The following is a 12541-nucleotide window of genomic DNA, read 5'->3' as shown; positions in this document are numbered from 1 at the left end:
AACAATCACAAGATGAATAGCTGTTGTTTTAGTTATGAGATGGTAGAAAAAAATCATTCTACTCATACTAACTTGCTTGAACGGATTTTCTCTCTACAATAAAAGAGCTATACTTAGCGGAGAAAAATGCGAGACTCCTGTGGGAAAGGAACAGTCTGAAGGCCCCACAGTGAGCGGTATTTGCTCGCGAGGAGACTGAAGCGTTCCCCGCGGAAAGCGAGTGTTTTTCGTAGCGTTGGAGCGAGAACTCATCTTAGAAAAAATGCAAGGTAGTTAATGCAAACTCTATATTTATTCTTTCATAAATAACAAACTTTTAGAAAACAGCCATTTTTTATAGAGGAATAAAGTATAGATGTATTAATCTTAGAATTTCGATAATAATTTTTGATTTGACATATGCTACACCTAAGTAGAATAATGAAGAAAATCATTATTGGTGTACTGACTATCAAGTAAGATAGTAACTGTTAATAGTTAGTTATATTCAAAGGAGTACTAGGAGAGATTAATATGAATCAAAAATTTTATCGGGATTCTTGGATTGAAATAGAATTAGACAATATTGCTTATAATATAAACCAATTACAAAGTCGTCTCTCTAAGCAAACAAATATTTATGCTGTTGTTAAAGCTAATGGGTATGGCCATGGAGATGTTCAAGTCGCTGAAAAAGCACTGCAAGCAGGGGCTACTGGATTAGCTGTTGCGTTATTAGATGAAGCTATTCGTTTAAGGGAAAATGGAATAAACGCGCCGATTTTAGTGATGGGATGGATTCGTCCAGAAGATGCTCAGGTTGCAGCTAATCAAAATATATCCGTTACTTTTTTTCAAAAAGAGTGGTTAAAACAGGTGAAAAATCTATCGTTTAACGAAAGTTTGAAACTCCATATGAAATGGGATACAGGAATGGGTAGAATCGGAATAAGGGATGAAAGTGTATTGAAAGATATACTTTCGGAACTAAATGATACCCGATTAGAATTGGAAGGTGTTTTTACTCATTATGCAACGGCGGATGAAGCAGATGAAGAATACTACCGTGTACAAAAAAATCAATTCAATCAATTGCTTGATGTATTTCGCTCCAATTGGAGCAAGCCAGTAATTATTCATACTGGGAATAGTGCGGCTAGCATGAGGTTTCCTGAAGATATGTATCACTATGTAAGGTTTGGAATTAGTTTATATGGTTTATATCCATCGGATGTAGTAAAAGATGAACAACCGATTGATTTAAAACCTGCGTTATCTCTTCATAGCAAGCTTATTCACGTTAAAAAAATAGTTGCTGGTGAGTCAATAAGTTATGGTGCGACTTATAAAGCAAGTAAAGATGAGTGGATTGGCACTATTCCTTTAGGCTATGCTGATGGGATTAGCAGAAAATTACAAGGTCAAGACGTACTGGTTGAAGGTGAGCGTGCACCAATTGTTGGTAGAATCTGTATGGATCAATTAATGATCAGGTTGAAAAGTGAATATCCGGTTGGTACAAAAGTAACGCTTATTGGAAAACAATATAATAATGAAATCACAATGGATGAAATTGCAGCTAAATTAGAAACAATTAATTATGAAGTGGCTTGTATGATTAGTAATCGTGTTCCTAGAACTTATAAGTGAGGCTTTTAGTTAGAAATAGAAATTAATGCATTAAATTGATTGAATTGTATAAAATGATAGAAGGAATAATTTTCTGTACTGAATAAATATCATTGCAATATATAGAAAACAACCTACATCTTTAACTGCTGTGTAGGGTTTTTACTTTCACAAAAGGAATATAAATTTCCATCTTTTGGTGTGAAGCCAAATATTTCTATAAAAAAGTTCCTAAATGCCTTTGCAAAGCGCTTTAGTGAATGATATGATATTAGTGGATTAAAGAAACGGGCTTGTAGATGTTGGTGGAGGTGTATGGTTGTGTCAGAGAGCTTACAAGAGATTGTAGTGAGATTACCAAAGAACCTACTAAATGAGGTGGACGGCCTAATGAAGAGTGAGAACAGTGATCTGAGCGACTTTATTTGTCAGGCTACAAAATCGTATTTGCGTGAAAAGAAAAAACGTCATATCCGAGAATCTATGCAAAGAGGCTATATGGAAATGGCTAAAATCAATCTAAACATCGCTTCAGAAGCTTTTCAAGCTGAAGAGGAGGCTGAAAACACCCTAGAGCGCTTAGTGAGCGGGGTGTAAAGATTTGATTGTAAAACGAGGCGAGGTTTATTTCGCCGATCTTTCCCCTGTGGTTGGTTCGGAACAGGGGGGCGTTCGTCCAGTATTGGTCTTGCAAAATAATATCGGTAATCGTTTTAGCCCAACGGTTATTGTAGCAGCCATTACCGCGCAGATACAAAAGGCAAAGTTGCCTACGCACGTGGAAATAGATGCTGATAAATATGGTTTTGAGCGAGATTCTGTAATATTATTAGAGCAAATTAGAACCATTGATAAACAACGTTTAACAGATAAAATCACACAGTTAGATAAAAGTATGATGGAAAATATTGATAAAGCTTTAGAAATTAGTTTAGGACTTACTGATTTCTGATTTTTTTATCTTCGAAATGAATGCTTTTCGAAACCCCCTTGTCTTATGAATATAGACAAGGGGGTTTCGCTTTTTAATAGATACAAAACTTAGGTAATCGGTGTGCATTAGATTTGTGTAATTATGTATTAGTAATACAGGAAGAGCCTAGGCTTTCTGTCTAAAGATAAGTCTCAATTTTAGTTTTTAAAAAAAGGTAGAAAATTTGCGCGTATCAGCGAAACATGTAACAATATATAATTATAACAGTGTAGGTGGAGGTAAGCTGATGAACAATAACCTAAAAAAAATCGTAGTAGAAAATAGCGATGAAATAGTAAAAAACTGGTTAGAAGAAGTTTCAAAAAATCGAAGTAATGATTACACTTCTGCAATCTCTGATGAATTATTTCAAAGCACCAATCGAGAATTTGTCAATGTGATTTTTACAAGTGTTGATCAACAAGGTATTACAACAGAACTTGATGACTTTTCTGAGAGGTTGATTAATCTAGGTTGGCCTTTAAGTTATCTTACAGAAGGCTTACAGGCATTTAGAAGGGTTACTATTGATTATATTCTTAGTCAAACAGAAAAAGTGGATTCTGAATACTTCGCTAATGTACTAGTGATGGTAGATAAGTGGGTCGAACCAATCATAACTCAATTAGTTAATGAGTATTCAGGTAGTTGGGAGCATACGGTTTCACTACAACGAGTTGCTTTACAGGAGTTATCTGCACCGTTAATTCCAGTAATGGAAAATATAACAATAATGCCTTTAATCGGTACAATAGATACAGAAAGAGCTAAGTTAATTATGGAGAACTTGCTTGATGGTGTCATAAAGCATAATGCAGAGGTTGTCCTAATTGATATAACAGGAGTACCTATAGTTGATACAATGGTTGCACATCACATTATTCAAGCAGCTGAAGCTGTTAGATTAATTGGATCCACTTGTATTTTAGTAGGAATTCGACCAGAGATAGCTCAAACAATTGTTAATTTAGGTATTGATTTAGGCAGATTCCCTACGAAAAGTTCGTTAAGGAAGGGATTCCAAACAGCGCTAGAGCTAACAAATCGTAGAATTGTAAAATCAGATGATTCTGAAGAAAGTATTGAAAGATTATTAGATTCTCTAAATAAGGAGTGATTATCATGAGGATCCCTATTTTAAAACTCCACAACTATTTATTAATCTCCATTCAAATAGATTTAGATGACCAAACAGCAATTCAATTTCAAGAAGATCTATTGAGTAAGATACACAAGAGTGGAGCTACTGGAGTTGTCATTGACCTAACGTCAGTTGATATTATAGACTCATTTATTGCAAAAGTATTGGGTGATGTCGTAACGATGTCAGATCTGATGGGAGCAAAAGTTGTTTTGACTGGAATCCAACCAGCTGTAGCGATGACATTAATTGATTTAGGCATACACATGCAGAGTGTCCCTACTGCATTGGACTTAGAACAAGGGTTGTTAAAACTTCGTCAGGAAGTGGAGGAGTGAGGTATGAACTTACGATCCTCGGTTAAAATCCAACAAGAATGGGATATTGTAGGGGCTCGTCAAATAGGGCGTGACCGTGCAAAAGCATTGGGGTTTGGCACAGTTGATCAAGCTAGGATCGCAACAGCAATATCAGAACTAGCCAGAAATATCTATTTATATGCTAAAAATGGAAAAATAGTTTTCGAAACCATAGACGATTTACAACACAAAGGAATACGTATTTTAGCCATTGATTGTGGGCCAGGTATTGATGATATTAGCCAAGTGATGGAGGATGGTTATTCCACTTCCGGTGGTTTAGGTGCAGGGCTTCCAGGTGTGAAGCGTTTAATGGATCAGTTCGAAATAAATTCTGAACCAGGTAAAGGTACGGAAATAAGAACGGTGAAATGGGTCCGCTAGACTAGGAGGTACTAGATGAAAGAGTTAGAGCTTGATTTAGAGAATTACCGTAATTTATTGAATCAATACATTACTACACAAGATGAAACATCCCTTTATCAAGCTGAACAATTCAGCAAATTATCGATGCAACATAACATTTCTCCAGAGGAAATTATACATGTGCACATTCAAGCATTAAGAGAACTATATCCAGATCTTCCCAAAGAAGTAGATAACTCGATGGAATTTCTACTAGAAGCTATGATTTCTTATGGATTAGCTTATCAAGAATTCCAATCATTAAGGGAAAAACAGCTAGAGTTAAAGTCGGAGATATCCGTTGCTGCTAGTATGCAACAAACACTTTTGTCAACGGATAAACCTGAAATAGAGGGTTTGGAAATAGGTGCTATTAGTGTTCCTGCAAATCAAATGAATGGTGATTATTATCATTTTGTAACAGATTACCAAGGAACCTTAGGTATTGCTATTGCAGATGTGATTGGAAAAGGTATTCCAGCGGCATTAGCTATGTCTATGATTAGGTATTCCATGGATAGCTTCCCCGAGAATCAAAGATTTCCAAGCGAAATCTTACAAAATCTAAACAGGGTTGTAGAACGTAATGTTGACCCTAGTATGTTTATTACCATGTTTTATGGCTTATACAACCCGTTAACTAGTTCATTTAAGTATTCTTCTGCAGGCCATGAACCAGGATTTTTCTACGATGCTAAAAAAGATGAATATAGAGAAATTAGAGCAAAAGGCTTAGTACTTGGAGTAATGAACGATGTAACATATGAACAATTCGAAATAAAGATTAATGAGCAAGATATGGTAATTCTACTAACTGATGGTGTGACAGAATGTCGTGTTGGAGACAGATTCATAGAACGTGACGAAGTTTTAGATGTTATTAAACAGTATGCGCATTTGCCTGCTCAAGAAGCTGTGGAATTAGTATTTAAACACTTTGAGCGCTTACAAGATTTTCATTTACGGGATGATTTCACATTAATTATCATTCGTAAAAATGTTTGACCATCAAACATTTAGGGTATTAGTGTAAAATAATAAATTTTTGGAGGTAAGCACATGAACATAAATTTAGAAGTTGAAGTGGTCGAAAAAGAATCAACGGCTATTGTGTTGCTTGCTGGTGAAATAGATGCCTATACAGCACCTAAATTAAAAGAGGCTTTATTACCTTTTGCTGAGCAAAAAGGTATTTTGATAGAAGTGAATTTAGAAAAAGTCAATTATTTAGATAGTACAGGCTTAGGTGTATTTATTAGTGCGCTTAAAGCAACAAAAGAAAGTGGTAGTGAGTTAAAGCTTGTCCATGTACAAGATAGAGTGAAGCGGTTATTTGAAATAACAGGATTGGATAGTATTATAACAATTGACACAACAGTTCGAGGTGGAAAGTAAATGAATGCTTTTGATTTCATAGAAATGAAGGTGCCGGCGAAATCAGAATATGTAGGTGTAATACGACTAAGTACGTCAGGAATTGCTAACCGTATGGGATTTACATACGAAGATATCGAAGATCTCAAAGTTGCTATTTCTGAAGCGATGTCTAATGCGGCGACTCATGCATATGATGAAAGAGAAGAAGGCGAAATAACGATAGGATTTGGTGTTTATTCTGACCGATTGGAAGTAATGGTAGCTGATCATGGTGGAAGTTTTAATTTGAGCAAAGTAAAGGATGGAATTGGCCCGTATCAACAATCAGAGTCAATAGAGAGTTTACGAGAAGGTGGATTTGGTTTATTTCTAATTGATGCTCTAATGGATAAAGTGGAGATAAAGAGTGACCATGGAGTAATCGTATTGATGACTAAATACTTGCATACAAATGAGAATGAGGTGGGATTAGATGACGACCAAATCTCAACCACACAATAGACGTGAGGATGAGGTTTACCAATGGATAGAGCATCTTCAAGAAAATCCTCATGATAAAGAGATTCAAGAAAAAATTGTCTTAGCATATCAAGATTTAGTACATTCAGTTGCTAGGAAATATTCTAAAAATAGCGGAATTCATGAAGATCTTGTTCAAGTTGGTATGCTAGGCCTACTAGCTGCGATTAGAAGGTATGACGCATCTTTTGGAAAATCATTTGAATCATTTGCAATTCCAACAATCATTGGAGAAATCAAGCGATTTATACGTGATAAAACCTGGAGTGTTCATGTCCCCCGCAGGATAAAGGAATTAGGGCCGAAGATAAAAAAGGCAACGGAACATTTAACATCTGAGCAGCAACAATCACCATCTATTCAAGATATTGCCGACTATTTAGAGGTTTCAGAAGAAGATGTTCTTGAAACGATGGAGATGGGGAAGAGTTATAAAGCCTTATCTGTCGACCGGAAATTAGAAGCGGATTCAGATGGTAGTACTGTTTCGATATTAGATCTGGTTGGTAATTCTGATCAAGGATATGAAAATATTGATAAACAAATGTTATTGGAAAAGATACTTCCAATCTTAAATGAACGTGAACAAGAAATTATTCAATGCACCTATTTTGATAATATGAGTCAAAAAGAAACAGGGGAATTACTGAATATATCGCAAATGCATGTTTCAAGAATTCAAAGACGAGCTTTAAGAAAACTTAGAGAATCATTGCAAGCGGATAGTTCGGAGGTCATTCGTTAATGCTTAACAATAAACGGATGGATGTTTCTGTTTATCAAAAACCTAAAAAAGGTAATTATTATTGTGGTGATAGTTACTTTTTTAGGGAAACAGAAAATGATTTCATTTGTGCTCTAGCTGATGGACTAGGTAGTGGAGAGTATGCAAAGGAATCCTCACAAGCGGTTATTGAAATAATTGAAGATAATATTCATTCGACAGTAGAACATATTATTAAGCAGTGTAATAAGAGCTTAATAGGAAAACGTGGGGTTGTGTTAGGGGTACTTAAGATAAATTTTGCATCAGAGTACTACACCTTTTCTTCCATAGGAAACATTGGGGTCATGACTCTTTTTTCTAAGAATGAAAAAAAACGCAATATTCCCAACGCTGGCTATTTAGGTGGATACCCTAGACCAGTAAAGGTCTCAAGAGAAAAGCTTGTGCAAGATATGGTATTCATCATGTTTTCAGACGGTGTGAATCCAAAGGATTTATCTAAAAATTATTTCTTTGGGAAAGATGTAGAAAAAATAACGGAAACCTTCTCTTCTTATATTGGTCCAAATGAAAATGATGACACTACATTAATTGCGATGAAGTATTCATAGAAGAGCTGGACAGTCGTGTTAACTCCTATTTTAACGAATGGGAGTTTTTTGTACTATAATTTCTTCAATAGGAGAAGTTGATTAGTTTTTATAATTATTATTAGGCAAAGCTATTTTAATAGGAAATATTAGTTAAACTTCTATTACATATTGGGAAAGTGTTTACTTGTCTGCTAAAATAACAAGATGAGGAAGTAAGGAGGAAGTTATCGTGAAAGAAGAAATACAAAAAGAAGATTTAATAAAATGGGTTGCGAAGAAAACAGAAGTTAATGTTTCTTCTATTAAACAAGTAATATCCCTCTTAGAAGAAGGGAATACAGTACCGTTTATAGCAAGGTACCGAAAAGAACAAACAGGTACATTAGATGAAGTTCAAATTAAAGATGTGCAAGAAAAATGGGATTATGCAAACCATTTAGCAGAGCGTAAACAGGAAGTTATCCGTCTTATTGATGAACAAGGTAAGTTGACACCAGAGTTAGTAGCGGAGATTAATCAGGCTTCACAATTGCAAAAAGTTGAAGATCTGTACAGACCATATAAGCAAAAACGAAGAACAAGAGCTACCGTGGCGAAAGAGAAAGGGTTAGAGCCACTTGCACAATTAATATGGGAACAAGAGGTCAAAACAATCCGTAATGAAGCAGAAGCTTACCTTTCAGAAGAAAATGAACTAAACACTATCGAAGAGGTGCTTGCGGGTGCTAGTGATATTATTGCTGAATGGATATCAGATGATCCCAAGTACCGAGAATACATAAGAGAACGGACATTTAAGCGTGGATCAGTTCAGTCAGAAGAAAAAAGTAAAGATAAGGATGAAAAAGGTGTCTTTGAAATGTACTATGCATATGATGAGCCGGTTCGTTCCATCGTATCGCACCGTATATTAGCGCTTAACCGTGGAGAAAAGGAAGATATTATTAAAGTTTCCATTCTTCCTCCTATAGAGGATATAATCAGTTATTTGAATAAACAGGTGATTAAGCATAGCGCGTCTAAAGAAATTAGAGATTTATTACAGAATGTTATTGAAGATAGTTATAAACGTTTAATACAACCTTCCATTGAAAGAGAAGTAAGAAGTGCTTTATCAGAAACAGCTGAAACGCAAGCTATCGATGTGTTTTCTAAAAATCTTAAAAACTTATTGCTTCAGCCGCCGTTAAAAGGAAAGAATGTTTTAGGGGTGGATCCTGCGTTTCGAACAGGATGTAAACTTGCTGTAGTAGATGATACTGGAAAGGTGCATTCGGTTGATGTTATCTATCCTACCGCCCCCAAACATGACATTGAAGGTGCTGAAAAGCTAGTATTAAAATATTTAAAAAAATATCCGATTGAACTAATTGCGATAGGAAATGGTACTGCTTCAAGAGAAACGGAACAGTTTATTGCAGAAATGATAAAAAAACAAAATCTGAGTGTTTCTTATATGATTGTCAACGAAGCTGGCGCTAGTGTTTATTCAGCATCTAAATTAGCGAGAGAAGAATTTCCTGAGTTTCAGGTAGAACAACGAAGTGCTGTTTCAATAGCTAGACGTGTACAGGACCCATTAGCAGAATTGGTGAAAATAGATCCTAAATCAATTGGGGTAGGCCAATATCAACATGATGTAAGTCAAAAAAGCTTAAACGAATCATTAACTTTTGTAGTTGAAACTGCAGTTAATCAGGTCGGGGTAAATGTCAATACAGCATCTTCATCATTGTTACAATATGTTTCTGGTTTAAGTAAGACTGTGGCTAATAATATTATTAAACAAAGAGATGAAGCTGGTAAGTTTATAAACAGAAGTCAATTGAAAAAAATACCTAGGCTTGGAAATAAGACGTATGAGCAAAGTATAGGATTTCTTCGTGTACTAGATGGGAAAGAACCATTAGATCGTACGCCGATACATCCTGAAAGTTATCCGGCAACAAAAGCTTTACTTAAAATGATAGGCTGTACAACCGATGATCTAGGTGATGCTAAATTACAAGAACAGCTAAAGCAGATTAATTTAGCCGAAACGGCAAACCAATTGGATATTGGTGAACCAACGTTGCGGGATATTATCAAGGCGCTTGTCAGTCCAGAACGAGATCCGCGGGATGACTTACCTAAACCGTTGTTAAAACAAAATGTGTTGGCGATGGAAGACCTTCATCAAGGAATGGAATTGCAAGGTACGGTTCGCAATGTAGTTGATTTTGGTGTGTTTGTTGATATTGGAGTAAAACAAGATGGACTTGTACACATTTCGAAAATGTCTAAACAATTTATAAAGCACCCAATGGACGTTGCGTCGGTTGGTGATGTAGTAACTGTTTGGGTTGATAAAGTAGATAGTGTAAAACAAAGAATAGCGCTTTCCATGGTTAAAGAATAAAAAAAGATACCAGGCTTTTGTCTGGTATCTTTCCTACAATATTCTATTCCGGTAAAAGAACCAGCATTGATTAAGTATTCTAATTTGATACAAGTCTTTTTCAAGGAAGGCTTCTGTCATTTGTTTTTTAAACCAACTAGGCATTATTTGTCCTCCTCAACAAAATTTGATTTTAGATAGGTATAGAGGGGGTGCAATTATAAAACTTAAGGTTTCTAGGCGTATGTGCTAGTTATTACAACATATGCAAAAAAGTTGGAGGGTGTGATTACTAGTATGGTAAACATACAACAAGATGAATTAGAACAGATAGTAAATGAAATTTCTCAAGTGTATTTCAATAAACCATTTCTTGATAAAGTATTATTTAATTACCGCTTAAAAACAACGGGTGGAAGATACATTCCTTCTCGAAGAACCATTGAGTTAAATCCCAAATACCCTGTCGAGTTAGGAGAAGAAGAGTTTTTCGGTATTATTAAACATGAGTTATGCCACTATCACTTACATATAGAGGGTAAAGGATATAGTCACCGTGATTTAGAATTCAAAGAGTTATTAAAAAGGACAGGTTCACCAAGGTTTTGTCAGCCGTTACCATCAATGAAAAAACAAGGAGTTCATAAATACATATGTTTAGAGTGTAGCCAAGAATACTATAGAAGGAGGGTAATCAATACTAAGAAATACCGCTGTGGTAAGTGTAAAGGAAAGTTAAAAAAACATTTACATTAAATGGAAACAGAAAAGCGATCAGAAACCATTGACGAATGAACTCTTCCATGGTAAATTAAATAAGCCCTTGAAACAAGGGTGCGAATTAAGAAAAAGTTGAAGTTTATACTTGACCAAATGTTCAAGGTATTAGTACAATAGTTTATGTGTTTATTACTCGTCTCATTCGTTTAGATACACTATATTTAAAAAAACGAAAAAACGTGTTGACTTATTATCGGAATTGTTATATTATATATAACGTCGCTGATAAACAAATAAAGGTGTTTAAATGAAAGTTAATGATTAATTATTCCACAGTAGCTCAGTGGTAGAGCTATCGGCTGTTAACCGATCGGTCGTAGGTTCGAATCCTACCTGTGGAGCCATGGAGAAGTACTCAAGTGGCTGAAGAGGCGCCCCTGCTAAGGGTGTAGGTCGCGCAAGCGGCGCGAGGGTTCAAATCCCTCCTTCTCCGCCATCTATTATGGCCCGTTGGTCAAGTGGTTAAGACACCGCCCTTTCACGGCGGTATCACGGGTTCGAATCCCGTACGGGTCACTTTATAAATTTCAAATAGGTACGGTCCGGTAGTTCAGTTGGTTAGAATGCCTGCCTGTCACGCAGGAGGTCGCGGGTTCGAGTCCCGTCCGGACCGCCATTTTTATTGGGCCATAGCCAAGCGGTAAGGCAACGGTTTTTGGTACCGTCATGCGCTGGTTCGAATCCAGCTGGCCCAGCCATTTAATTTCACTATATATACTCTTTATAGAGTATCATACCTCTGTAATTTCACCGTTAACTACTATATAAGCTTCTATAATATTTTCTATTTTGTTTAGTAAAGATAAGTGAACTTTATAATTTCATTATTAGATGTAGAGATAACAGGGTGAATCAAATTACTATTATAAGTGAAAACAATATTATGATGAGCCATTAGCTCAGTCGGTAGAGCATCTGACTTTTAATCAGAGGGTCGAAGGTTCAAGTCCTTCATGGCTCACTTTTTAGCGGGTGTGGCGGAATTGGCAGACGCGCTAGACTTAGGATCTAGTGTCTTATGACGTGGGGGTTCAAGTCCCTCCACCCGCACCATTCGATTAGTAACCTTTTAAGTTAATGCGGTCGTGGCGGAACGGCAGACGCGCTAGGTTGAGGGCCTAGTGGGGGAAACCCCGTGGAGGTTCAAGTCCTCTCGACCGCACCAGAAGTGATCGTAATGTTTAATTAAATAAATGTATTGACAATGTCAAACGTTATGTGTTATATTTAAACATGTCGCTTTGATAAGCGCCCGTAGCTCAATTGGATAGAGCGTTTGACTACGGATCAAGAGGTTAGGGGTTCGACTCCTCTCGGGCGCGCCAATGCCGGGAAGTAGCTCAGCTTGGTAGAGCACTTGGTTTGGGACCAAGGGGTCGCAGGTTCAAATCCTGTCTTCCCGACCATTTTTTAAAACTTTTATTATGCGGGTGTAGTTTAGTGGTAAAACCTCAGCCTTCCAAGCTGATGATGAGGGTTCGATTCCCTTCACCCGCTCCATTATTATAATGGGCCTGTAGCTCAGCTGGTTAGAGCGCACGCCTGATAAGCGTGAGGTCGGTGGTTCGAGTCCACTCAGGCCCACCAATTGATCTTTGAAAACTGAACAAAACAATCAGTATGTTAAGTAAGAAAAAAGCTAGTTAAGTAATGAGCAACCAAGCTCACATTTTATGGAGAGT

14 protein-coding genes and 12 tRNA genes are annotated in these 12541 nt (G+C 36.5%); 25 read left to right on the top strand and 1 reads right to left on the bottom strand.

All coding sequences use genetic code 11. The features are described from left to right. The first annotated feature begins 513 nt into the window (after window positions 1-513). From alr to QQS35_RS01050, 12 genes are all read left to right on the top strand, one after another. Window positions 514-1629, top strand: a complete 1116-nt coding sequence (gene alr, locus QQS35_RS01105) for an alanine racemase (RefSeq protein ID WP_285929873.1) — start codon at window positions 514-516, stop codon at window positions 1627-1629. Window positions 1630-1923: 294 nt separating this feature from the next. Continuing rightward, window positions 1924-2205, top strand: a complete 282-nt coding sequence (locus QQS35_RS01100) for a CopG family ribbon-helix-helix protein (protein WP_285929872.1) — start codon at window positions 1924-1926, stop codon at window positions 2203-2205. Window positions 2206-2209: 4 nt separating this feature from the next. Further along, entirely contained in the window at window positions 2210-2560 is a 351-nt protein-coding gene (locus tag QQS35_RS01095; protein ID WP_285929870.1) for a type II toxin-antitoxin system PemK/MazF family toxin, read from the top strand. A 268-nt stretch (window positions 2561-2828) separates the two neighbouring features. Beyond that, window positions 2829-3698: an RsbT co-antagonist protein RsbRA gene (locus QQS35_RS01090; RefSeq protein WP_285929869.1), complete on the top strand. Its 870-nt coding sequence runs from the start codon at window positions 2829-2831 to the stop codon at window positions 3696-3698. Window positions 3699-3703: 5 nt separating this feature from the next. Next, complete coding sequence (locus QQS35_RS01085) at window positions 3704-4060, top strand: STAS domain-containing protein (protein ID WP_285929868.1); 357 nt, start codon at window positions 3704-3706, stop codon at window positions 4058-4060. Window positions 4061-4063: 3 nt separating this feature from the next. Further along, window positions 4064-4465, top strand: a complete 402-nt coding sequence (locus QQS35_RS01080) for an anti-sigma regulatory factor (RefSeq protein WP_285929867.1) — start codon at window positions 4064-4066, stop codon at window positions 4463-4465. Between the two features lie 15 nt (window positions 4466-4480). Further along, window positions 4481-5491: a PP2C family protein-serine/threonine phosphatase gene (locus QQS35_RS01075; protein ID WP_285929865.1), complete on the top strand. Its 1011-nt coding sequence runs from the start codon at window positions 4481-4483 to the stop codon at window positions 5489-5491. Between the two features lie 54 nt (window positions 5492-5545). Beyond that, on the top strand, window positions 5546-5881 hold the full coding sequence (locus tag QQS35_RS01070; RefSeq protein ID WP_285929863.1) for an anti-sigma factor antagonist: 336 nt from the start codon (window positions 5546-5548) through the stop codon (window positions 5879-5881). Continuing rightward, the gene (rsbW, locus tag QQS35_RS01065; protein WP_285929861.1) at window positions 5882-6364 is read left to right on the top strand and encodes an anti-sigma B factor RsbW; all 483 of its coding nucleotides are present in this window, start codon (window positions 5882-5884) and stop codon (window positions 6362-6364) included. Next, a complete protein-coding gene (gene sigB, locus QQS35_RS01060; protein ID WP_285929860.1) occupies window positions 6336-7127 on the top strand; it encodes an RNA polymerase sigma factor SigB in 792 nt (263 codons plus the stop codon). The genes rsbW and sigB overlap by 29 nt, the downstream gene beginning before the upstream one ends. Then, entirely contained in the window at window positions 7127-7720 is a 594-nt protein-coding gene (locus QQS35_RS01055) for a PP2C family serine/threonine-protein phosphatase (RefSeq protein ID WP_285929859.1), read from the top strand. Before sigB ends, QQS35_RS01055 begins: the two co-directional genes overlap by 1 nt. A 211-nt stretch (window positions 7721-7931) precedes the next feature. Further along, window positions 7932-10100, top strand: coding sequence for a Tex family protein (locus QQS35_RS01050; protein WP_285929857.1), 2169 nt, complete (start codon window positions 7932-7934; stop codon window positions 10098-10100). Window positions 10101-10133: 33 nt separating this feature from the next. Here QQS35_RS01050 and cmpA read toward each other — a convergent pair whose 3' ends face one another. Then, window positions 10134-10244: a cortex morphogenetic protein CmpA gene (cmpA, locus tag QQS35_RS01045; RefSeq protein ID WP_285929855.1), complete on the bottom strand. Its 111-nt coding sequence runs from the start codon at window positions 10242-10244 to the stop codon at window positions 10134-10136. A gap of 132 nt (window positions 10245-10376) precedes the next feature. Between cmpA and QQS35_RS01040 the strand changes: the two genes are divergently transcribed. The 13 genes from QQS35_RS01040 (at window position 10377) to QQS35_RS00980 (ending at window position 12446) form a co-directional block, all read left to right on the top strand. Continuing rightward, complete coding sequence (locus QQS35_RS01040; RefSeq protein ID WP_285929854.1) at window positions 10377-10835, top strand: SprT family protein; 459 nt, start codon at window positions 10377-10379, stop codon at window positions 10833-10835. 293 nt (window positions 10836-11128) lie between these two features. Next, window positions 11129-11203, top strand: a tRNA-Asn gene (locus tag QQS35_RS01035). A 1-nt stretch (window position 11204) separates the two neighbouring features. Next, window positions 11205-11295, top strand: a tRNA-Ser gene (locus tag QQS35_RS01030). Between the two features lie 8 nt (window positions 11296-11303). Then, window positions 11304-11375, top strand: a tRNA-Glu gene (locus QQS35_RS01025). A 23-nt stretch (window positions 11376-11398) separates the two neighbouring features. Beyond that, window positions 11399-11475, top strand: a tRNA-Asp gene (locus tag QQS35_RS01020). A 7-nt stretch (window positions 11476-11482) separates the two neighbouring features. Beyond that, a tRNA-Gln gene (locus tag QQS35_RS01015) sits at window positions 11483-11557 on the top strand. Between the two features lie 190 nt (window positions 11558-11747). Next, window positions 11748-11820, top strand: a tRNA-Lys gene (locus QQS35_RS01010). A gap of 7 nt (window positions 11821-11827) precedes the next feature. After that, window positions 11828-11912 (top strand) — tRNA-Leu (locus tag QQS35_RS01005). Window positions 11913-11938: 26 nt separating this feature from the next. Beyond that, window positions 11939-12024 (top strand) — tRNA-Leu (locus tag QQS35_RS01000). An 83-nt stretch (window positions 12025-12107) separates the two neighbouring features. Further along, window positions 12108-12184: transfer RNA gene (locus QQS35_RS00995), tRNA-Arg, on the top strand. Window positions 12185-12188: 4 nt separating this feature from the next. Further along, a tRNA-Pro gene (locus tag QQS35_RS00990) sits at window positions 12189-12265 on the top strand. Between the two features lie 20 nt (window positions 12266-12285). Further along, window positions 12286-12359, top strand: a tRNA-Gly gene (locus tag QQS35_RS00985). 10 nt (window positions 12360-12369) lie between these two features. After that, window positions 12370-12446, top strand: a tRNA-Ile gene (locus QQS35_RS00980). The last annotated feature ends 95 nt before the right edge of the window (window positions 12447-12541 follow it).

Source organism: Aquibacillus rhizosphaerae, from assembly GCF_030282825.1.
Taxonomy (GTDB): domain Bacteria; phylum Bacillota; class Bacilli; order Bacillales; family Amphibacillaceae; genus Aquibacillus_C; species Aquibacillus_C rhizosphaerae.
Note: the sequence above shows the minus strand (reverse complement) of the source record. Positions and strands in the feature narration are given on the sequence as shown.